Origin of the sequence: Paraperlucidibaca baekdonensis (assembly GCF_003387535.1) — a bacterium.
Lineage (GTDB): Bacteria > Pseudomonadota > Gammaproteobacteria > Pseudomonadales > Moraxellaceae > Perlucidibaca > Perlucidibaca baekdonensis.
This window is the reverse complement of the sequence record NZ_QUNR01000003.1, coordinates 233,701-255,933: the sequence shown is the minus strand read 5'-3', so window position 1 is coordinate 255,933 and position 22,233 is coordinate 233,701. Positions and strand designations below refer to the sequence as shown.

Annotated in this window: 18 protein-coding genes; 4 read left to right on the top strand and 14 right to left on the bottom strand. The window is 58.1% G+C overall.

Annotated features, from left to right (window positions below):
* Positions 1–16 precede the first annotated feature (16 nt).
* Positions 17–676, top strand: a complete 660-nt coding sequence (locus DFR26_RS07730) for a thiopurine S-methyltransferase (protein ID WP_116208388.1) — start codon at positions 17–19, stop codon at positions 674–676.
* On the opposite strand, the gene DFR26_RS07725 is transcribed toward DFR26_RS07730, so the two are convergent.
* From DFR26_RS07725 to DFR26_RS07715, 3 genes are read right to left on the bottom strand one after another with little or no spacing between them, the layout of a single operon-like run.
* Positions 673–1,038 (bottom strand): CDGSH iron-sulfur domain-containing protein, encoded by a 366-nt coding sequence (locus DFR26_RS07725; protein ID WP_116208387.1) that lies wholly within the window; start codon positions 1,036–1,038, stop codon positions 673–675. The two genes, DFR26_RS07730 and DFR26_RS07725, sit on opposite strands and share 4 nt — an antisense overlap.
* A 3-nt stretch (positions 1,039–1,041) precedes the next feature.
* A complete protein-coding gene (locus DFR26_RS07720; RefSeq protein ID WP_116208386.1) occupies positions 1,042–1,833 on the bottom strand; it encodes a dienelactone hydrolase family protein in 792 nt (263 codons plus the stop codon).
* Between the two features lie 2 nt (positions 1,834–1,835).
* Entirely contained in the window at positions 1,836–2,621 is a 786-nt protein-coding gene (locus tag DFR26_RS07715) for an SDR family oxidoreductase (RefSeq protein WP_116208385.1), read from the bottom strand.
* Between the two features lie 78 nt (positions 2,622–2,699).
* Between DFR26_RS07715 and DFR26_RS07710 the strand changes: the two genes are divergently transcribed.
* Complete coding sequence (locus DFR26_RS07710; RefSeq protein WP_116208384.1) at positions 2,700–3,236, top strand: lysozyme inhibitor LprI family protein; 537 nt, start codon at positions 2,700–2,702, stop codon at positions 3,234–3,236.
* Positions 3,236–3,547 carry a GIY-YIG nuclease family protein gene (locus DFR26_RS11350; RefSeq protein ID WP_116208383.1) on the top strand — a complete coding sequence of 104 codons (312 nt, stop codon included), beginning with the start codon at positions 3,236–3,238 and terminating at the stop codon, positions 3,545–3,547. Before DFR26_RS07710 ends, DFR26_RS11350 begins: the two co-directional genes overlap by 1 nt.
* Here DFR26_RS11350 and DFR26_RS07700 read toward each other — a convergent pair.
* From DFR26_RS07700 to DFR26_RS07690, 3 genes are read right to left on the bottom strand one after another with little or no spacing between them, the layout of a single operon-like run.
* Complete coding sequence (locus DFR26_RS07700; RefSeq protein ID WP_220375738.1) at positions 3,474–4,109, bottom strand: TetR/AcrR family transcriptional regulator; 636 nt, start codon at positions 4,107–4,109, stop codon at positions 3,474–3,476. The two genes, DFR26_RS11350 and DFR26_RS07700, sit on opposite strands and share 74 nt — an antisense overlap.
* 19 nt (positions 4,110–4,128) lie before the next feature.
* A complete protein-coding gene (locus DFR26_RS07695) occupies positions 4,129–4,554 on the bottom strand; it encodes a DoxX family protein (RefSeq protein WP_116208382.1) in 426 nt (141 codons plus the stop codon).
* Between the two features lie 29 nt (positions 4,555–4,583).
* A complete protein-coding gene (locus tag DFR26_RS07690; protein ID WP_116208381.1) occupies positions 4,584–5,357 on the bottom strand; it encodes an SDR family NAD(P)-dependent oxidoreductase in 774 nt (257 codons plus the stop codon).
* Between the two features lie 439 nt (positions 5,358–5,796).
* On the opposite strand from DFR26_RS07690, the gene DFR26_RS07685 reads away from it, so the two are divergent.
* The gene (locus tag DFR26_RS07685; RefSeq protein WP_116208380.1) at positions 5,797–7,608 is read left to right on the top strand and encodes a DEAD/DEAH box helicase; all 1,812 of its coding nucleotides are present in this window, start codon (positions 5,797–5,799) and stop codon (positions 7,606–7,608) included.
* Here the strand turns inward: DFR26_RS07685 and DFR26_RS07680 are convergent.
* The 8 genes from DFR26_RS07680 to DFR26_RS07645 all read right to left on the bottom strand — a co-directional run bounded on the left by DFR26_RS07680 (position 7,511) and on the right by DFR26_RS07645 (position 22,233).
* On the bottom strand, positions 7,511–8,884 hold the full coding sequence (locus DFR26_RS07680; protein WP_116208379.1) for a WS/DGAT/MGAT family O-acyltransferase: 1,374 nt from the start codon (positions 8,882–8,884) through the stop codon (positions 7,511–7,513). The genes DFR26_RS07685 and DFR26_RS07680 overlap by 98 nt on opposite strands.
* Positions 8,885–8,905: 21 nt before the next feature.
* Positions 8,906–10,588 carry a zinc metalloprotease gene (locus tag DFR26_RS07675; RefSeq protein ID WP_116208378.1) on the bottom strand — a complete coding sequence of 561 codons (1,683 nt, stop codon included), beginning with the start codon at positions 10,586–10,588 and terminating at the stop codon, positions 8,906–8,908.
* 71 nt (positions 10,589–10,659) lie between these two features.
* A complete protein-coding gene (locus DFR26_RS07670) occupies positions 10,660–12,267 on the bottom strand; it encodes a zinc metalloprotease (RefSeq protein WP_116208377.1) in 1,608 nt (535 codons plus the stop codon).
* 89 nt (positions 12,268–12,356) lie between these two features.
* Complete coding sequence (gene recD, locus DFR26_RS07665; protein ID WP_116208376.1) at positions 12,357–14,144, bottom strand: exodeoxyribonuclease V subunit alpha; 1,788 nt, start codon at positions 14,142–14,144, stop codon at positions 12,357–12,359.
* Entirely contained in the window at positions 14,141–17,884 is a 3,744-nt protein-coding gene (gene recB / locus DFR26_RS07660) for an exodeoxyribonuclease V subunit beta (RefSeq protein ID WP_181899020.1), read from the bottom strand. Before recB ends, recD begins: the two co-directional genes overlap by 4 nt.
* The gene (recC, locus tag DFR26_RS07655; protein WP_116208374.1) at positions 17,881–21,336 is read right to left on the bottom strand and encodes an exodeoxyribonuclease V subunit gamma; all 3,456 of its coding nucleotides are present in this window, start codon (positions 21,334–21,336) and stop codon (positions 17,881–17,883) included. The genes recB and recC overlap by 4 nt, the downstream gene beginning before the upstream one ends.
* 35 nt (positions 21,337–21,371) lie before the next feature.
* Positions 21,372–21,620: a hypothetical protein gene (locus DFR26_RS07650; protein WP_116208373.1), complete on the bottom strand. Its 249-nt coding sequence runs from the start codon at positions 21,618–21,620 to the stop codon at positions 21,372–21,374.
* A gap of 46 nt (positions 21,621–21,666) precedes the next feature.
* Positions 21,667–22,233, bottom strand: coding sequence for an alpha/beta hydrolase (locus DFR26_RS07645; protein ID WP_116208372.1), 567 nt, complete (start codon positions 22,231–22,233; stop codon positions 21,667–21,669).

The following is a 22,233-nucleotide window of genomic DNA, read 5'->3' as shown; positions in this document are numbered from 1 at the left end:
CATTAAGGAGAATAAAATGCACACAGAATTTTGGCATGAGCGCTGGCAAAAGCAGGAAATTGGTTTTCACCGAAGCCAAGTACATCCGCAGCTCGCCGCGCATTTTAAGCAGCTGCCCGAGTCTGCGCGCGAACGCGTTTTTGTGCCGCTGTGTGGCAAGTCGCTCGATATGCTGTGGCTCATTGAGCAGGGCACTCAAGTGGTTGGCAGCGAGCTCTCGGCGCTAGCTATTGAGGCCTTTGCAGCGGAAAACGCGCTGGCATTAACAGCAACGACCTGCGATGAGCATATTCGCCACGACGGCGATCAGCTGCGATTGTGGCAAGGCGATTTTTTCACGCTCGCCGCCGAACAGATTGCCTGCAGCGGCTTTTACGATCGCGCCGCATTAGTGGCGCTGCCACCAGCCATGCGCCAAGACTATGTGGCGCAACTCGAACGCCTGCTGTCGCCAACGGCAAGCGGCCTGCTCATCACCTTTGCCTATGACACAGCGGCCATGTCTGGCCCACCGTTTTCAACCACACCAGCCGATGTGCAGGCGCTTTTTCAGGCGCATTGGCATGTTGAGCGGCTCAGCAGCGAGGATGTTATTGCTGGCCATCCGGGCATGCAGGCGCGCGGGCTAAAAAGCCTAGAGGAGTCCGTGTGGCGACTCACACGACGCAGCAGCTAACGGCTCGGTGGTCGCAAGCGATGATGACTAGCATCGCAATACGGCGGTGTGCGGGTTTGCTTGCAGGTGCAGAGCCAATAATGCTGGGCGCGTTTTGGACTGAAGATCAGCGGCCCCGGACTCGACTCAACGGCTCGATGGCTACCGTCACACCACAGACCATTGGCTGATAAACCACAACGGCACCAGGCGTAGCGCTGCGTTGGGTCTAGCGCCAGCACATCGGGCCAGATGCATACCACACGTGGCACGCTCATACGCGCTTCATGCCCCTCTGTGGCTGCTGGCTCTTGCACCACAGCATTCGCCAAGCGCTGACTGGCCGCTAATTGCCGTGCACGACGTTGCCAAGGCCAATGCATGGCTCAGCGCGGACGCAACTGCTCGGCCAGAAACGCCAAGGTGCGGTCAAGCGCGGCGCGCGTGGGTTCGCCGACTTCATCGATGAGGTGCGTGGTCAGCACACTATGCGCTGGCGTGCCGGCGCGCGGATTGGCATGGCAGGCGTCGATCTCGCGACACTCAAAGGCGGGGCCAAACTCATCGCGCAGTCGCTCAAAACGCTCGGCTCGACAAAGAAAGTCTTGCTTGAAGCGCAGGCCTAAAATGCGCGCGCCGTGATGATCGATTTTGTCATGCGCCGCGGCGATCTCCTCAGCAGAAGCGTGCAGGCCCGCACGCTTAGTGCGCGACAAGCCCATGGGCAATGACGGCTGCGACAAAACCGGCGCGATGACCGGCGCATTGAGCATCATGGCCAAGCCAAAATTACCCGTCAGGCACATGCCCACGACACCCACGCCCGGCCCGCCGCACTGCTCATGAGCATGTCGCGCTATGGCGCGCAGCCAGTCCACTACTGGGCTTGAGGCATTGCCCGAGAGCACGCGAAACTCACGACTGATGCAAATTTTTGCCAATGACTGCGCCACATAAGGCGGCGATAGCGGCTTCATGGGCTCGCCAAAAAGCTGCGGCATATAGACACGAAAACCGGCATCGGCAACTTTCAAAGCAAAGCCGGCCACCTCGGGCGTGATGCCCGGAATCTCGCTCAGCACCACCACAGCAGGACCCTCGCCTCGGCAAAAGACCTCGCGTGAAATGCCTTGGAAATGGTGACGCTCGGTGATGAAGCCGTCGATGTGATGGCTCATGTTCAGCCGCCAATCAGCGCGCTAACGCCACCATCGACCGGCAAAATCTGCCCGGTAATATGCCGCCCGGCAGCACTGGCAAATAGCAAAGTCGCACCCTTCAGGTCGTCATCACCACCAACGCGCTGCAACGGTGTGGTTTTCGCGATGCTCTCAACACCAACGGTATCCATCAGCACCTGCGACATTTTGCTCGGGAAAAACCCCGGCGCGATGGCATTGACGGTGATGCCGTGATGCCCCCACTCACAGGCCAACGCCCGCGTGAAGTTCACCACCGCGCCTTTGCTGGCGTTATAGGCGATGGTCTGCATCCACGGCGGGTTGCCGCCGAGCCCCGCGATCGAGGCTAAATTGATAATTCGGCCATGCTTGCGCGCGATCATCGAGCTGGTTGCAACGGCCTGCGCCAGCAAAAAATAGCCGCGCACATTGAGATTCATGACTTTATCCCAGGCCTCCAAGGGATGCGTCTCAGCCGGCGCGCCCCAGCTTGCACCGGCGTTATTGACCAAAATATCGACACCGCCCATCAGGCGTTGTGCTTCTGCCACTAGGTGTGTGATGTGCTCGGGGTTACTGGCATCGGCAGCGACCGTATGCACGGTGATGCCGCGTGCACTCAGATGCGCCTTGGCGCTGGCAAGTTCATCGGCTTTGCGCGCGGTAATCAGCACCGTTGCACCGGCCTCACCCAGCGCCTCCGCCATTTGCAAGCCTAAGCCACGGGAGCCGCCTGTGATTAATGCGGTTTGTCCGGTTAACGAAAACAGTTCCGATGGTTTCACAACACACCTCGCACGTCATTTGGGTTTCAGCTATCTTACGCGCATCCGTAAAGTTCACGCCATGCCCCAGGATGCACTATGCCTTGGCTCACCGCCCTGCTTGCCCCAATGCTCGCGTTTGCCGCCGTCATGTCTCTGTTTCAAGCCGGCAGCACTGGTCATGCGCTCACACCGGAGCCCGCCGTAGAGCAGCAGCACGAGACCTTGGCTGAACAAGCCGGCACCGAGCCTGACGATACGCAATCAACCAAAGGTTTGCTGAGTGACTGGCGCCCGGATATTGACCAAACCATCGATCAGCTCGAACGTTGGCTCAGTCAAGAGCAAACCCAGCAAGAGCTAAACTATTCGATGGTAAACTTGGCCGCGCTCTATGACACCAAGCTGTATTTGGTCTTTATCGATTATTTGGCCACCGTAGACGCTCAGCAAAGCGCCACTATTTTGCAAGAACAGCAAGCTTGGCTTCAGCTGCGCAAGGAGCGTACAGCCGCTGCTCGCCTGGCCTTCGCCGAAGGCTCATTGGCAAGCTATAACGCCAGCGAGGCTTATGTGTATATCACCCATGAGCGCATCGACTCGATCACAGCATTGATGCAACAAAACGCACCCTGATGGCCGTTTGGTCGGTGTACTTACTGCTTTGTCATGGTCAGCGTATTTATACCGGCGTAAGCACGGATGTGGCTCGCCGTGTGGCACAGCATGAGCGTGGTACTGGCGCAAAGTTTACGCGCGCACACACCCCAATAGCCCTGCTGGGTACCACTACCTGCGCTTCGCGTGGCGAGGCTTTGCGCCTCGAGCATCGCATCAAGCAGTTATCGCCCGATGCCAAGCGCGCGTTGGCGCTCAGTTGGCAATCTGGTCTGGCGCCAGAATCTCCTTCAGATACCCCACACAAGCATGCGCCGCCTGCTCCATGATGGCCTCGCTAATTTCGCCATCGCGGTAATAACCAAACCTCATCATGCCAAAGGCAATCTCGACCAACATGGTCGCAGTGTCTGGGTCTTCGGGAATAGTAATTGCTGGTTGTAGGGTTTTGAAAATTTGCCTGACTTCATAGCCGATATTTTCAATCGTCACCTCTTGCGCAAGATACGACTCACGACTGACCGGCCAGCCTAAAATAAGGATGCCAGCTACCGGGTGTTGGTTGTAATAGCTTGATGCAGCACGCACCAAAACAGGTGCCACATCACGCCAATGCATACCCACAAACGCCGGGGCAGCCTGCCGCACAGTCTCGCAAACCTGACTTAGATGCTGCTCAGCTATGGCCGCAAAAAGTTGGTATTTATTGGCAAAGAACTGATACAGGCTGGCGCGCGGCACACCCGATGCCTCGGCAATATCGGGGATCGATACCTCTTCCGGACCTCGCTCAATCAGCAGTATCTCCGCGGCACTAATGGCACGCGCGACGCGCTCCTGAGTGCGCAGCTGAGATGGCCGACGCAAACGCGGCGTATTATTAGATTCCATTCTTGCAGACCTCGTAGCGCTATCGTTGATCGATGGCAGGAGCACCAGCCCCTGTGCGAACCAGGGCCAATAAACCACCGGCCATGGCGAAGTTCTTCATCAACATGATTTGGTTTATTTGATCTGCCGCGCCATGAAACATAAGCCCAGAGGCGACACAAAAGCACGCCAATGCGGCAGCGACAAAACGCGTTTGCCAGCCAAACAAAAGCGCTAAGCCACCACCAAGCTCCAAGGCAATCACCGCCGGCAGCAGCGCAGGATTAACGCCCATGGCAGCCATATAGCTTTCGGTGCCAGCAAAACCATCGATTTTGCTGTAACCGGCCATGATGAAAATGAACGCGATTAATGCCCTCGCCAACACCGCCAATAAGCCATTGAGCCAAGGCTTTTCAACAAGTTGCGCGACTCGACTGGCAATAAGCTGCGACGATGACCACATGGCGCTCTCCAAGACTGCAAAGTGCCAGTTTAGCGCTTAAAGCCGATGCTGTGGGCGGAGATCGCATTGACAATGAATCGCGGCGAGATACGCACGGCAAATGCCATGACTTTGATCAGCCACCGATGAATCGACACGCCGCGCTTTGCCTTTAACGAGTCATAGGCGTAATCGACCAAGCTGTCGAGTGATGACAGCATGGGCCATTTAAACGCCGCCGAAGCTTCGGCATTGGCCGCAGAGGCAAAACCCGTGTCGGTTGGGCCCGGGCAAAGTGTGGTGACGTGCACATTGTGGCCCTTAAGCTCGTAATTGAGCGCATCGGAAAAGCTCAGCACATAGGCTTTTGACGCGTAATACACCGCCGCCCCAGGCCCTGGCATAAAGCCGGCAATCGACGCCACGTTCAAAATTTGACCACCGCCCTGTGCCACCATGCGACGCCCCATGGCGTGCGCCAACGCGGTTAATGCCGCGACATTGAGCTGTACCATTTGATTCAAGCGCTTCATATCGGCATCAATAAACGTACCAAACTCACCAAAACCGGCGTTATTAATAAGCATGTCTACGCGCTGATCGCCGAGCGCGGCCATCAGCTCTTCGGCCGCGCCTTCATAGCCCAAATCTTGACCAATGACCTGCGCATTAATACCGTGACGCGCGCTTAATTCGTCGGCCAAGGCTTGTAGTTTATCGACACTGCGCGCGACCAAAATGACATCGTTGCCATCGGCGCTGAGACGATGTGCTAGTGCTAGGCCAATGCCATTTGATGCGCCGGTAATTAATGCTGTTGCCATGCTTGCTCTCCTGTGTGCGGTGAGCTCACCGCGAGAATACGATACGCTGATTTGCGAGTCATGCTGATAACGTGCCGCCAAACGCTACTGATTTCGAGACAGGAGGCATCTGTCGACGATCATCTATTGAGCAGCTCAACGAACTGGTACAATTGTACATATAAAATCGCGCGCTGCGTAACCGCTCATCGGATAGGCAAAAACACCCCATTTAAAAAGAAAACCTAAATACAACTAGCCAAAACTATATAACCTGCGTAATATCTGCGCCGCCGCACTTGCGGTTGATCGTACCTGCCTCTTATCGTGCTGTTTCGGGGTCACTTCCCTGTCCTGCAGCCGTCCCAGTCTGGTTGGTAACGACATATAGCCAGCCTCCGCCGACTCTCGCCGGACCGCTGCCGTCCACATACCGCGGGCTACCCGCGAGGAAAAAGAAGTGTCCCTGACTTTTGCTGCTTTAAAGCTGCATGATGCGCTATTGGCTGCGCTGAATGAAGCCGGTTATACCGAACCCACACCTGTCCAAGCACAGGCCATTCCCATTGCCCTCGAAGGCAAAGATTTGATGGCTTCCGCACAAACTGGCACAGGCAAAACCGCGGCTTTTATTTTGCCCGCGCTACATCGTATTACCCAAACCCCTGGCGGCCCCGGCAAAGGCCCGCGCATCTTGGTGCTGACACCAACGCGCGAATTGGCTCGCCAAGTTGAAAGTGCCGCACGTATTTATGGTGCACGTCTGCGCGTGCGTACCGCCAGCATTTTGGGCGGCATGAACTACCAACAACAAGCGCGTCAATTACAGCGCCCTGTTGATGTCATGGTAGCCACCCCTGGTCGCCTGCTCGACCTGATGAATCGTGGCCAAATCAAGCTCGATCGCGTAGAAGTGTTGGTGCTTGATGAAGCCGACCGCATGCTCGACCTCGGCTTTATTGATGATGTCGAACTGATCGCTGAGCAAGCGCCAGCCGAACGCCAAACTCTGCTGTTTTCGGCGACACTGGAAAATCGCATTGCCACGCTGGCTGAGCGCGTTATGCGCAACCCTGAGCGCCTGCAAATCAGCGCACAGACCGCCAAACATGAAAATATTTCGCAATCGCTGTATTTCTGCGATGACATGGCCCACAAAAAAGCCATTTTGCTGAAGCTGCTTGATACGCCCGATGTCAATCAGTCGGTGGTCTTTACTGCAACCCGTCGTGATGCCGAAGAGCTGTCTATTGAGCTGGCAAACTACGGCTTGCAAACCGCGGCGCTGCACGGCGACATGAAGCAACCGGCTCGCAACCGCACATTGCGCGCGCTCAAAGATGGCGGCGTGCGCTGCCTCGTGGCCACCGACGTGGCCGCACGCGGCATCGATGTCGCTGGCATCACGCACGTCTTCAACTTCGACTTACCCATGGTCCTCGAAGATTATGTGCACCGCATTGGCCGTACCGGTCGTGCCGGCCGCACTGGCACAGCCATCAGCCTTGTCAACCGTCGCGACCGCGGTAAATTGCAACGCTTAGCGGCCTACACAGGCAACGCCATTCCAGAAGCCACTATTCCTGGCATGGAACCGCGCCCAGCACCAAAATATCGTGACAATGGCGGCGGTCGACCAGCAGGTCGTGGCGCACCACGTCGTGAGCATGGTGGTGGTCGTGACTTTAACCGCGATAGCCGTGGCCCAAGCCGTGACTCCGGCCGCCCCGCTTATAGCAATGATCGTCCTGCACGCAGCAATGACCGTCCGGCGTATAACAGCGATCGCCCAGCGCGTCCTGCTTACAGCAACGATCGTCCTGCCTATAACAACGACCGTCCAGCACGCAGCAACGATGGCTTCGCCCCACGTGGCGATCGTCCGCGCAGTGACCGCCCTGCTTACGCTAATGATCGTCCGCGCAGTGACCGTGGCGGCTTCCGTGATCGCGCAGCTGCACCGCGTCGTGATGGCCCATCGGGTGATGCAGAGTCAATCGGCAACCGCGCCGGTGTCGCTACGCATGAGCGTTCGGCGTTTGATCGCAAGGCCTTCCGCAATGATCGCCCGGGCTTTAGCCGCGGTGGCGACCGTCGCCCCGCCGGTGGCGATTTCCGCGCCCGCTCAAATGACGCGCCACGCCGCAGCTACAACGACGCACCAGGCGATGGTGCTAGCGCAAGCCGCCCGCAACCTCAAGTTCGCGTAATCCGTTCTCGAGATAGTCGAGTAGGCGCTGCATCGACGGCAGCGTACGACGACAAGCGGTAAGACCGAACTCTAACGAGTCCACATAGCTCGTTAAGGTGATGTTGAGTGCCACCTGATCGACCGGTATAGATACTGGATACTGGCCGGTCAGGCGCGCACCATTCCAATACAGCGGCTCCTTCGGGCCCGGCACATTGGAAATAATCACGTTAAATGCACGCAGGCCAGAGGCCAGCCCCGTGGCTAAATTAATGCCCGCGGGCGCCATCATCAAAGCCGTGTAATTCAAAATCTCCGCCGGACTCATCTGTTTATACCGCGCCTTCGCCTCTTTCACCGACGCCATCACGCGCTCTAAACGCAGCGTAGGATCGGCCACTTCCGTGCCTAAATTCGCCAAAATCATGGCAATTTGATTGCCTTCGCTGCTGTCATCGCGGCGCAATGACACCGGCACCATGGCAATCAAGGGCTTATCGGGCAATGCTTGTTGGCTGATTAAATAGTTACGCAAAGCGCTGCCACAGACCGCCAACACCACATCATTGAGCGTGCAGCCGAAGGTATTGGCCACGGCCTTATAGCGTGCCATGGGCCAGCTTTGCGCGGCGAAACGGCGACTGCCGGTGATTTTGCTATTGATGATGCTTGGTGGCGCCTGGAAAAATGACACGAAGTTCGGATCACGCGTGGACTTGCGCGAGACTTTCGCGATCTCCCCCAATACCGCAGGCATGGTGGCCAGCTGTTTACTCATGGTCGCGGTAAAACGTGCCATGCCGGTGGCCATCTCAACCGGATTGCGCAGCAGACGAACCGGCTTTTTACGCGGCGCCATGGCCCAAATCGGCGGCACATCGCGCATATCAGCGTCTTCGCTCAAGGCACGCGAGCCCATGCGCATGGCGGCTATGCCATCAAATAAGGAATGATGCACCTTGGTGTAGAGCGCGAAGCGACGCCCCTGCACACCTTCAATCAGGTGCACCTCCCACATCGGCCGCTCACGATCCATGAGGTTGCTGTGTGCTGCCGAGACATACGACAGCAGCTCGCGAATGCGCCCGGGCTTAGGCAGGGCGCGATGGCGAAAGTGATGCTCAAGATCAAACTGCTTATCGGTTTCCCAAAAATACTGGCCGAAACGACTCACCAAGCGTTTATTAAACGGCGGGGCAGGCTCGGTGAAACTGCGCAAATGCTCGACGAGATCACGGATATAACGCGGGCCAGCATCTTCCGGATAATCAAAAAGTTGTAGGCCAGCCACATGCATGGGTTGCTGGCGTTTTTCCATCCACAAAAACAGTTGATCGGCAGGTGATAAAGCTTTCATGCAGGCAATCCATTAAGTAAATTAAGGCTGAGTAAGTAGCTCACCAACACCAGTGCTGAGAAGCTGGCCGGCACCGCTGAGCAACTGCCACGATAGCGTGGACAATGATTCGACAGCGCTAGTTGGTAGCTCAACATAATACGGGCCGTTGGCGCTGGCTAGCGGCAAATCGCTGATCTGCGGACGCATGAGCGGCTGTTCTAATTGACCACTGCTACTGCTCAAGCGCATGGCCATGTCGGTGGCCTCTAGCGTGCTGGGCGCGGTATAGACCGCGCGGACTTGCCAATGGCCATCGAAGCCAGTGATTTTTAGCCAACGCTGGCTGGCGACTTCGCGGCTGGCGGCATTGCGACTAGACGCGCCACCGGCTCGATAGCTAGCGCTGAGCACATAGCCACGATCGGAAGGCCACTCTTTTTCACAATACGACATGATGTCGCCAAACTGGCGGCCACCATTGGCACCGCGCTGCGTGGCGCTGAAGTAAAAGTCGCGAGCCATATCGTAGCCGGCGCCGGTGTTCCCCAAGCGGCCATCGCTATAGAGGCGTGAGTCGGTGCGACCACCTACGCCACAAGCGGCGTGATTTAAATTCAACAAATGGCCATATTCATGTGCCACGGTAACGGCGCGAAATGCCAACCAATGCGTGCCGGCATAGGGCGAGATAATGCCCGGAATATCTGTGCCGCCAAGCGATTGCGTCATCATGGTTTTGCCGCCAACAAAGGCCACACCAACGATTTCCCCGGAGCTGGTGAGGCCGCCACTGGTGAAGCGCACATTATCGGGCCAAACACCTAAACATTTGGGTGATGAGCGCGCGCTCGATTGCGCGCCATTGAGCTGGTCGCAGACATCGTCGACCTCATTTAGGGCTTGCACCAGTGTGTTGGCATTGAACTCACCTTCCGGGCCTTGAAAAATCAAGAAGCCGCCACGTGAATTGAAGGCGCGCGGGGTAAATGGCGCCTCGGTTTGCACATTGACCGAGGCCACACCGGCGGTGCGCTCCAAAATCGATTTCACGCTCGATGGATTCGCCACACCGGTTTGACCATTGAAACGTAAGGGAATCACTCGCACGGTCTCGGTCACACCCGTGACGATAGCCGGCACTACCATGCGCTGCACGCGCGCGGCCTCGGCGCTGCTACGGCCTTGGTTGTCATCGAAAACCACGGTAATGGTCATACCTGGCTGCACACTATTGGCAGGGATGGTGACAAAAAAGGCATCATTTAAGCGGGTGTTATCGACCTGCGTGGGAATCGTGTTGGGCCCCGACAAGTTGAAGGTGTCACAACGGCCACTGGCAGGATTAAAGACTAATGCAGTGGCGCGCGTCGGGCTGAGTGTGCCGGGATTGGCAAGCACATCAACGCGCAGGCTGAGCACCTTATTGCTAACGATGGTGGCATTAGCATTTGCGGCATCTTGCTCAACGACTTGCAGGTAGCGAACCGAGTCGATGCGCAAATTGTCGTTGCGCGGCGCCGCCAGGGTCTGATCGGTGCGACAAACGCCGGCTTGACTGCGCGTGGGCGTGGCCGGAGCAACATTGACTGGCTGTGCGTTACTGGCGTTGGAGTTTGTCGGGTTAGCGGGCGAAACGCCGCTGTTAGATCCACCACCACCGCCACCACAGGCGGCTAATACGAGGGACGACGCCGCTAGGAGGGCAAGAGATGAAATGCGCATGAGTACACCTGCTTATCTTTTTTATGTAGCAAGCATAACCCATACGCGAGTTTTTCGAGCATTACCAGTATTCAGAATGCCTCGGCCGAAAAGCTAGCGAGCGCCACACCATTGGCACTAAGGCTTAATGATGACACCTGACGATCACCTAAGTTAATGAAAAATGGGCCGAAACTTTCTGTCTCGTGATGCTCAGAGACCACCGCAGAGCGCAGCGCTAAGGCTTCTTGGCCGCGTTCGCTGCTCACCGTCACGGTGAGATCGCTAGGCGCTAAAGTGCTCGGTGCAAAGTTGCTGCGACGGATCTTCCAGCCAGTCGCTCCAAGTGAGATTTTCAGCCATTGATCGCTCTCGCCCGTGGTGCGCGCGGCGATGCTGGCACTGCCATTGCGATAGGCCATGGCGGCGAGATAGCCGCGATCGGACATCCACTCTTTGCCGCAGTAAGACATCACATCGGCAAACTCATCGGTATTGGCACTGGAGAAGTACGCACCGCGCACGGCATCGTAGCCTGCGCCATTGCCGAGCTGACCATCGCTGTAGAGGCGAGGATCAAGGCCGGTTGCACCACCGCATGCAGCATGGTCAAGGTCCATTAAATGACCGAACTCATGAGCCAGCGTCATGGCATTGAAGTTGATCCAGTGATTACCGCTGTAGGGGCTGCTCACGCTTAAATTGTCGACGGTGGTGACTGCACGCGCCAACAAGGTGGTGCCGCCAACATAGGCCAAACCAACGACTTGGCCTGAGCCACTGCTGGAATTGAAAATCAGGTTATTGGGCAACATACCGATGCATTTGGGTGCCGAGCGTGCGCTCGATTGGCGGCCATTAAGGGCCGCACAACGATCATCGAGCAAGTCGAGGAGATTTTGCATTTGGCCAATCGTGCCGGACAGCAAACCGCCATTACCCGATAACAAGCCGGTCAATAAACCGCCCACATCGAAGGTTGGCGCGCTCACTACATTGACTTTGCTGACCGGATAAAGCCGCTCAAGCAGGCTTTCGATGTCGGCAGCACTGTTGATATTGCCGGTCGTGCCAAGCAGGCGAATCGGGATGATGCGCACCGTCTCTTCAATGATTGGCGCCACACGCGGCGTTAGGATGCGATAGGTGGCGTCGGCTTCGCTGGCGCTGCGGCCGGCACCATCATCGAGCCATAAGGCAACGCTCATGCCAGGCTTCACCAAGTTGGCGGGAATGTCGGCGGTCATGGCGGAGTTTAAATCGCGTGTATTGATGCTGCCAGGCACGCGATAGGGCGCGCTCACTGGCAACGTGGTGCAGGTCGCTGTGTCGGGATCGTAGACGCGAATATTGCGCACCACCGGGGTCAATGGCGAGTTCGAGGCCAGCACATCGATGCGCATTTTTACGGCTTTGCCACCGGCTAGGCGAGTGTCGGGCGCGTCGCTATTGAGCTGTACCGATTGCAGCCAACTCACCGAGCTGATGCGTAAATTATCATTGCGCGGCGCACCTAAGTTTTGTGTGAAACGGCAGTCGCCGCTTATTTCACGCAGGCTGGCATTGTTCGATGGCGTGGTAATTACCACTGGCGTGGTGGACACCGGATCATTGGCCGGGCTTGAGCTGCCGCCACCACCGCCGCCACAAGCACTGACTAATGCGGAAAGCGTGAGTATGGCACTAGGTAATTTTTTCATCTGCACAGCCTCGATTCAGGAATAAATCCACTCTAGGTCGAATCTGTGCAGCAAACAGTCATGTGCGTGTAAAGCGTGTTTTATCTGTCTTAAGAAATGTTGGTCGTGTGTAACGCGGCTAAAGCCGCTAAGCGATGGCGCAAACCCGAGAAACGCTGGGCGCGTTCGTCAATTGTTTGACGCCAGACGCCCGAGTTAGGGATACAAAAATCTACATGCTCACGGGCGCGCGTGAGTGCGGTGTAGATCAACTCACGGGTCAGCACGGGACTATGGCGCTTGGGCAAAATCACCGCCACTCGCGTGAACTCTGAGCCTTGGGACTTGTGCACGGTCATGGCGAAAACGCTTTCGCAGCGCGTCAAACGTGACGGAAGCAACCAGCGAATGGCCTGCGCGGGGCCATCCCAAAAGGCCACGCGTAATTCGCCCGTGCTGGGCTCTGGCAGGCAAATACCAATGTCACCGTTCATCAGACGCAGGCTGTAGTCATTGTGCGTAATCATCACCGGGCGGCCGCAATACCATGCGCTATCGCCACCTTGCCAACCACGCAGATAACGCTCACAGGCGGCATTGATGGCAATGACGCCATGGCTACCCTGACGCTGCCCACAGAGCAGACGATAGCGCTCAAAGCTCGCCAACACCTGCTGTGCGGGCGCGCCAGCGTGCAGCGTTTGCCAATACGCATCGTAGCCGCGATACAGCGCGTTGAGATCATCGAGGCGACGCACCTCTGGCGCGTAGGCGTCATCAGTGGGCGCCTGCGTGGCGTGGCCGCTGCACACCGCCTGCGCGAACTTGCCAATACCGCGCGATGCATCGAAACGAAAGCTGTGGCGTAGCTCGGCCACCGGCGCTTGCTCAAGTGCACAGATATCGGCCAATACCGCGCCGGCCTCGACCGAGGCCAGTTGGTCTTTATCGCCCAATAAAATAATGCGCGCGCTATTGGGCAGAGCGTCTAGCAGCGCGGCCATCAGACTGAGATCCAGCATGGAGGCCTCGTCGACCACCAGGACATCGAGCGCCAACGGGTTGCTGCGCTGATGCCGATAGCCACGAGAGGTCACGCCCAATAAGCGATGCACCGTGCTGACCTCAGTAGGAATCAGTGCTGCCACTGTTGGCGTAATGGGTAGTGTCGCCACTTGCTGGGCAATAGACTCGCTCAGGCGTGCGGCGGCTTTGCCCGTGGGCGCCGCTAAGGCCATGCGCAGCGGTGTATCGACCGCGAGGCTTTGCAAAATCGCCAAGACGCGCACCACGGTGGTAGTTTTGCCAGTACCCGGCCCCCCAGTAATGACCGTCAGCGCGCGCTGAGCGGCAAGTCGGCAGGCGGCGCGCTGATCGGCATTGGTAGCATTGGGCTGATCAAACAATGCGTCGATCAGGGCATCGAGCGCGGCATCATCGACTGCCACCGGCGTATCGATGCGCAGGCGTAGACTCAGGGCCACCGCGCACTCCTCTTGCCAAGCACGCTGCCAATACAAGGCATCGCCATCGAGCACGAGCGGTTCAGGGCCGGCGCAGGCGTTGGCCACGGCGGGCGATTGCGCGAGCATATCCTGCAATGACGCCGGCGTATGCTGACTCAGGCATGCCCACGCCGGCGAGTCGGTAGCGAGGCCATAGCGCTCGGACTCGGCAAACACATCGGAAATGCGCACATGCACATGGCCTTGACCACTTTGCCGGGCCAACAAGGCGGCCATCCACAGCAGTTCCGCCGGCGCGTTGGGCACATGGCGGGCCATCCATTGCGCCATCGCCACATCGAAATCGCTGAGCCACTGCGACTCCACGCAGGACCGCCATTGCGCCGCTGAAATAGTCTCGGGCGCGTTTAAATCCATGCTCAACTGGCTCATGGCATCGCTCCTGTGCCGATAAATAAAGCATCGAGTGCGTCGACTAAGGCAGTCTCAGGTCGCTCAATATGCACGCCGTGCCCCTCGCCATTCCATCCGCGTAGATAAATATAGACCGCGCCCCCCAAGTGCCGCTCCGGGTCGTAGTCTGCCAGCCGCGCACGTAAATGTCGGTGCAATGCCAGCAGATACAGGCTGTATTGCATATCGTAACGATGCTTGGCGATGTCTGCGGCTAGGCATTCAGGGTGATAATTGTCGATCTCCTCGCCCAAATAATTGGATTTGTAGTCGGCCACGTAATAGCGACCCTCGTGCACAAAGACGAGGTCAATAAAGCCTTTAAAGAGGCCATCAAGATGCTGACTCTCAGCTTCGGGTCGCCTGCGCTGCGCCAGCGTGTGGGCATTAACGACCGCATCGAGCGATCGCGTGGACACCGCATCGCTACTAAACCAAAACTCCATCTCCACCATAAACTGCTGAAGATCGGCCAGACCGGTGCCCGCCAACGCCACGGCGGCAGCCTGCGAACGCGCGTTGAGAGTGCTGTACTCCGTGTTTAGTGATCGGCTCAGCCAGCGCCGAATGTCCTGCTGCCAAACGGGCATGGCCGCTTGCCAGCCATGCGCTTGGCACTGGCGTTCGAGCGCGGCGTCGAGCACGGCGAGGTTATCGGCGCTGCTGGCAAACTGCTGCTCGGCAGCAAGCTCAAGCAGACTATGCCAAAAGGTGCCGACAGCCGCACCGCGAGGCAGTGCAGACGGCGCGGGGATGCTCGGCGCGGCGATCGAGGCACCAGCCGGTGTTGTGACATCGACGACACTGGCGATCTCCGCCGCAGGCTCATCGAGGAAATTCGCCTCTGAGGGGCTTTGCGTGGCCGCCTGAAAGCGCAAACGGCTGTAGCTGGCGATTTGCCAAAATGGCTGATGTAGCGGCGCAAATTCGCGCGCCGGCAGCAGCGCATCGTCGCACGCCTGGGGTTGCCACTGACTCGCTGGCGCGGGCACTAGCGAGCACAATTCACGCGCGCCAAGCAGCGCCTCCATGCCTGCACTCAGCGCTTCCGGCGTCAATGCCTGATGCCCAGCAAATAGCCATTGCCAAGCCGTATGATCGCCGACTCGCGTCTGCGAATTACCTTGGGCAACCGGCGCTACCGCCATCCAAAGCAGATATTTCGCGCGTGTGACGGCGACATAAAACAGCCGCAACTCCTCTTCAAGCTGCTCGCGCTTAGCCAGCGCTTTGGCCGCATCATCGGGGCCAAGATCAACAATAAGCTGGCCATCGCGGTGATAACGCGTGCTAGCAAATTTGGGCGGTAGCGATGGCATGGCGCTAAACGGCAGACACACCACCGGATATTCCAAGCCTTTCGACTGATGCACAGTGACGATGCGCACGCGTCGCTCATCGCTCTCCAAGCGGACCAAGGCTTCCTCGCCAGCGCGCGTGCCCTGCCCGCTGCGCTGCTCGGCCAAATAGCGAATCAATGCTTGCTCGCCATGCAAGTGCGTGGCAGCCTGCTGCAAGAGCTCGGCAATATGCAAAATATTGGTCAGCGCGCGCTCGCCATCCACGCGATCTGGATGCAATAGCCGCGCCGGTACATCATGGGCAAACAACCACTGGCGCAACGCCGCCAACACACCGTGACGGCGCCAAACCAGCGCCAGCCGGTGCACACGCTCAAGCTCACGCTCCCACATGGCTTCGTCGTCGCGGCAGGCTTGCAGTGTCTGCCAGCTCAGGCCTAATGGCGCGGTGGCCAGACTTAAGCGCAGGCGCCGCTCATCGCTTGGGCTGGCCATAGCCTCGAGCCAATACTGCACCGCCTCGGCCTCGCTGCTGGCAAACACGCTATCGCGATCGGAACCATAGACACAGGGCACACCCACCCGACTCAAGGCCTCACGCATGGCTTTCGCCTCAATCCCTTTGCGCACCAGCACGGCAATATCGCCCGGGCCGAGGGCACGGCGTTGCGCGTGCTCGCTAATCATCAGCTCACCGTGATCGCTGGCGTTTAACCATCCGGCAATACGCTGCGCGGTCTGCTCTGCCAACTGCTTTCTGGCAATGCCTGATGACATCAATTCGGCCTGGCTTTGCCACTCGATTTGCACACCCAGCACCGGCGACCACTTACCCTCCTTGAACTCGTGCAAGCGTGAATTGACTTGATGCGCCTTGGCGTCGTCATATATCAGCTCATCGCTGCCGGTTTGCGCAAAGGCCCCACCCTCACGCTGCATGGCCTCACGATAGAAATGGTTGATGCCCGCAATCACTGACGCATCGGTGCGAAAGTTTGTCAGCAAGGTGTGGATGGGTCGGCTCGCTAGCGCGCGAGCAGCAAAATACGTGGGCAAGTCAGCGCCGCGAAAGCTGTAAATCGCCTGCTTGGGGTCGCCAATTAGAATGAGCGCCTGAGCGTCGGCATGTTGATAGAGGCGCTGAAAAATACCGAATTGGATGGGGTCGGTGTCTTGAAACTCATCAATGAGCGCCACCGGAAAACGCTGGCGCAAGAGCGCAGCAAATGCCTCACCTGACTCGCCGTGCAAGGCCTCATAGAGACGCGTGAGGACATCATCGAAGGTCAGCTCAGCGGCCTCGCGCAGTTGCATATCGAGCTGATGACCGACTTCCTGGCGCAGCGCCGTGAGCAGGTCGATCTTAAACTGCACCTCTCCGATGGCCGCCTTAATAAACGCCGTGGTTTGGTCAATCAGCGGATGCTCCGGCATTACATGGGCGACTTTCACCTTGTGGGCCAAGAAGCTGCGGCCATCGTCTGCCGGGGCAAAGTATTTCGCCAGGGTCTTGAGCATAGGCCGACTGTGCTTGGCATCGAGCTCGCCCTCGCCTTGCCACGCGCGCATCAGCTCCGGTAGTGCCGCCAAGACATCGACATCTATGCTTCTAGCATTGAAACGTTTTTCAGCGAGCAACAGATCTGTCACCGTTTGGCCATCCGCTAGCCAAGCCTGCCACAGCGCTTTAGCGTCCTGCGATCGCTTCGTTAACTGTCGCTCATACGTGGCCAATATCGCCTGCCAGTACTGTCCGCCGGGCTGCTTGTCGCCATGGCATAGTGCCGCCTGTGGCGCATCGAGCAATGGCTTGAGGGATTTATCGAGGGCATCGGGCGAGGGCCAAATACGGTGGATGACGCCCAGCAGCGCCGGCGATTGGCCATAGAACCATTGCCGCCAGACATCACGCACAACCTGTAGACGCAGACTGTCTACATCGCTACGTAAGCGCTGCTGAAACAAGCTACCGCTGGCAAATGCGTGCTGCTGCAAGACCCGCAAACACCACGAATGAATGGTGCCAATCTCAGCCTCATCGAGGCGCTGCTCGGCATCGCGCAAGCGTTGCGCGGCAATGGCGTGATCGTCGTGCGCATAGTCATCGATGAGCGCTTGCAAATAGGGGTCATCGCTATGGCTGATGCTAAAGGCCAACGCGGCCTCGCTCAGGCGCGCCCGAATGCGATCGCGCAACTCGCCGGCGGCGGCATCGGTGAAGGTCAGCACAACCAGTTCAGCCGGACTAAAGCTACGGCCACGACAGGCGGCTACACGCGCATCGTGACCGAGTACAAGGCGCACATAGAGCAAGGCTATGGTGAAGGTTTTGCCCGTGCCCGCGCTCGCCTCAATCAGCTGTATGCCATCTAATGGCAAGCCCAAGACATTGAGCTCTTGGCGTAATGAGGCGCTCATAGCATAGCCTCCAGCCATTCGCGCCGCTTCGGCTCAATATGGAAAATCATCTCGGCCATGAGGCGATCGCGGTAGTCATCGCTCTCGCCATTGCGTGAAAATGCGTCGTAATTTGGCCAAATGGCGGCCATGGGCTGCTTGCTTACTGGCGGATAGGAGAGGCCGAACTCCCCGCCCTCATAGGCTGTTTTTGCGGCTAGCTCGCAGACCAGGCGCCCGAGCTTATGGGGATTTTTGCTGGGCTTGGTGAGGTAGGCGGCGGCCACCGATAAATCAAAGGCCAAGGCATGATCTTGGCCAGCGCGCCACGCCGCCAACACCGCCTGCCAACTGCGCTGCGCCTGCTCAAGCGTCAGCGCCGGGGAGACCACGATGCCAGTGGGACTGAGCACCGTCATGGCCATGTTATGGCCGGCGAGCGTCAGTAATAGCTGCTCCATCCACATGGGCCAAAGCTTGTGCCAGCGTGTGATCTGGCCCTTGTCATCGTGCAATTTTGACGCAGTGGTCAACCACAAACAGCGCTCGCCAGCGGCATTTTCACGCACGCCATGGATATCGGCAGAGACAGTAAGACCCGCTTGGCTATAGCTCACAGAAAGTGTCGGCACGGGCCGCTGGCTGAGCCAGTCCTGGCCATGCGCTTGAATATCGGCGGCGACTTGGCTGAGCTCGGTTTGTGCCGTGTTGGCAAACCCGGCCAATGGCCATTCGCCGCGCCCCGCACGCTCAGCCACCAAGGTTGCCACAGCCTGTTCAGCGTGCGGGTTTTGTAGTGCCGCCAAGATCGCCTCAACCGAGTCATAACGCGTGAGGTTATCGACCGCAAAGGGTTCGTGGTCGGGGCTGATGACCGCGTCATCGGCAAAATAAATGCCTAAGCGTTGGCGATAAAAATAGCGCGCTGGCGAACGAAAAAAATACTGCAACTCGCTGAGATTTAGCGTATCGCTGAGCGGCTCATCGAGGGCAATAGGCTGCTGCTCGACCGGTGCCACATGGTCATTGGCCGCGCGCCACAATGCCGCATAACTGCTTGCCTGCGGGCCCTGAAAATAGCGCGGATTAAATGGCTGCAGGGCATGCTCGGTGGTGATCTCAGCCAATGAAGCATCGGCAAATTGCCAGCCACGCGCTAGGTATTCGCGCAACTGCGCAACCAACAACGACGGCGGTTTATCGGCGTTAGAGCGGGCGCTGCGACCCACATAGCTAATCAGCAAATGACTGCGCGCGGAAAGTATTGCCTCAAGCCATAAATAGCGGTCGTCGCTGCGCCGTGAGCGATCGCCGGCACGCGCCAGCCCCGGCGCATGCAGCAAATCGAAGTCGTTAGGGGCTTGTCGGCGCGGAAATTCGCCATCGTTTAAGCCAAGCAGGCAGACCACGCGAAACGGAATCGCGCGCATGGGCATGAGTGTCGCCACATGGACATTGCCAGCTAAAAAGCGTTGGCTCATGCTGGCTTCATCGAGGCGTGCCAACCACGCTTCACGGGCAATACGTAGCGACAGCTCGTGGTGCTCGGCCTGGCTGATCTGCATCTCCTCCTGCCAGCTCGCCAGCGCATTCTCAATTCGCTGCATGAGTAATTTTTCGGACTCCTCATGCGCATCAAAAAAGGTTGCTAAGAGCTGCTGCGCCAAGGGTATCCATTGGCCACCGGGGCGTGGGCTGGCCAATTGGGCTGACCACGTCATGAGGGTGTTTAATAAGCGTGCCATGGGACCTAAACGCTGAGCCTCGGTGGCGCCACGACGACCACTCGGCAGCAGGCCATCGAAGGCTTGTGGCAAGGCGTTTTGCTCGCCACTGGCAAAGCCTAATAGCAGACGGTCGAGCGCAAACTGCCAAGTGTTTTGGCCAAGCTTAGCCGGCACACCCCAAGTTTCGCGATGCGCCGCATCGAGACCCCAGCGGGCGCCGGCAACATCGAAATCTTCGCGTAAATCGGCAATGTCTTGAGCGCTGAGCGCAAAGCGACGACGCACCGCCGGCACATCGAGCAAGTCCCACAATTCGGTGGCCGTGCAGCGCGCCTCAGGCAAGCGCATGAGCCAGTCGAGCGCCGCCAATAACGGCTCGGTCGTGCTCACAGGCCGATCCAGCAAGGTGTATGGCAGGCTCGCCTCGCCCGACTGTGACTGGCCAAACACGGCCTCCACGAGCGCGCCATAGTCACTAATATCGGGCACCATCACGGCAATATCTTGCGGGCGCAATGGGGTGTCATCGTGGCGATGCGCATCAAGCAAATCGAGCAGGTAGTCTTTCAGCGCCTCGACCTCGCGCAGCCGGCTATGGGCAATATGAAAGGCCACCGAATGATCATTAGCCATGAGTGGCGCGCGCGCGTCAGCAGCCGCTGGTAAGGGTGCGAGCGTCAGTACCTGGTACTGAATGTCACTAAGCAATGACTGCGGCGGATGCTCATCGAAGAGGTCGATACGCTGACCAATCGCCGCCACCTGCGGGCGATACTGTTCTGGCTGATCGATATGCTCAAGCAGCGCAATATAGTCGCGCCCCTGCTGACCCCACGCCAGCAACAAGGGGTTGGCGTGATCGTTCATCTCATGCTCTGCGAGGCTTTGCGGCAAGCTGGCCTTGCGTGCCTGTCGCGAATGTTTCGGCGCTTGGCGCAAGTCCGCCCAATAATATTGGCAAGGATTGAGCACGGTGAGCACGACTTGGCAGTGCCGCGCCAGCGCCGACAAGGCATCGAGATAATGTGTGGGCAGGGTTGAGAAGCCCCAGACAATGATGCGCTCGGGCAAGCCTTGTGGACGGGCATCACCGGCCAGCGCGGCAATAAACTGATCATGCAGTGCGGCACGATGGCTTTGCTCGCCAATGTCATCGGTTAATCGCCGCCAGAGCTTGGCCTGCCAGCGTTGCCCGGGCGCTAGAGGCTGAGCTGCCTCGCCAGTCTGCGGCTGCAGGCGTAAGCGGTCGTGACCATCACGCCAATCCATTAGCCAGTCGCCACGATAGACTTGATATTGATCGTACAGGTCAGCCAATTCGCAGGCGAGCTGCCAGCATTTCACCGGATCATCGCGCAGATAGGCACTGAGCGGTTGGAAGTCAGCATCGTCTTTTAGGGTTGGCAATAGCTGCAAAAGCCGCCAGCGCAGGGCGGGTTTATCGAAGGGCGAGTGTTTGGGCACGGCGCTCTGCCCCAACACCACACGGTACATTTGCCAAAAAAAGCGCGCGGCGAAGTCGGTTTGTACCCCGGCGCAAATACCTAGCCCAGGGATTGGTGCATCGATATTGGCGGCCATGGCGGCTTTTAGCCATTGCGCCATGCCATTACTTTGCACGAGCACGCGCTCATGGCTCATCGGCGCTAAGGGGTGCGCGCGCAGCCATGCCAGCAGCACATCGCGAAGACTTTCTAAGCGATGGCTATGCAGCACCATCAGACCCGGGGTTTGGCGGTTACTCATCGACTCACGTCCTCTGTGAATGCGCAGGTGGTTTATTAGCGTGATGAATGATCGGCGATGGGCGCGTCACTGACCTCCACGGTGGCAAGGCAGCTATAGCGGCGATCGCCTTTGTCGCAAATACAGCTGCTGCTGAGCACCGTTTGCGGGGTACGCGCCGCCGCTAATTCAGTGGCCTGTTGGCACGCCGTCTGACGGGTGGGTGCCCAATCGCCACTGGCGACGTACTCAGCAGCAAAAACCGGGGTTGCAATGAGGCTCAGCGCCAGCAGCAGTATTTTCATTGATTCACTCCACATGGCGACCAGCGTTTAAACCAACGCCAATCACTTATTTATTGGTAGCCGCACACGCTAAACGCTGCGCCAAGACTTCGCAAATACTGTCGATGCTGTTGTGCAAACTATGATCATCATCCACCTCGATCAGCTCAGCGCCCCAAGCGTGCGCAGCACGTTGCGAATGGCTGAGCGGCACAACGCGATCATGGCGACCATGAATCAGCACAATCTGCTCACCGGCTAAGGCCTGCTTGGGACGGTCTAGCGGATAGCCCGGCAAATCAAAGGCCGGACACAGCAGCAATAAGCCGCAGAGTGTATCGGCGTAATGGCTCACTGGCTGAGCTTCATTGATGGGCTCTGCACGTGTCGCGGCAATCCATGCAGCGACAAAACCGCCCAAGCTCGAGCCCACCATATACACACGCTGTGCTTGACTAGGCCACGCCGCCAACACGGCCTCCGCACGAGCGCGTGGGTCTCGACTGAAACGCCCATCGGGCGCCAGCGTGTGCCAGCCCAATGCCTCGGCGGTAGCACGCATTTTTTGGATTTTTAAACCATCGGGGCCAGATTCTAAGCCATGAAGAAATATCACCGTGCCGAGTTCGTGCAT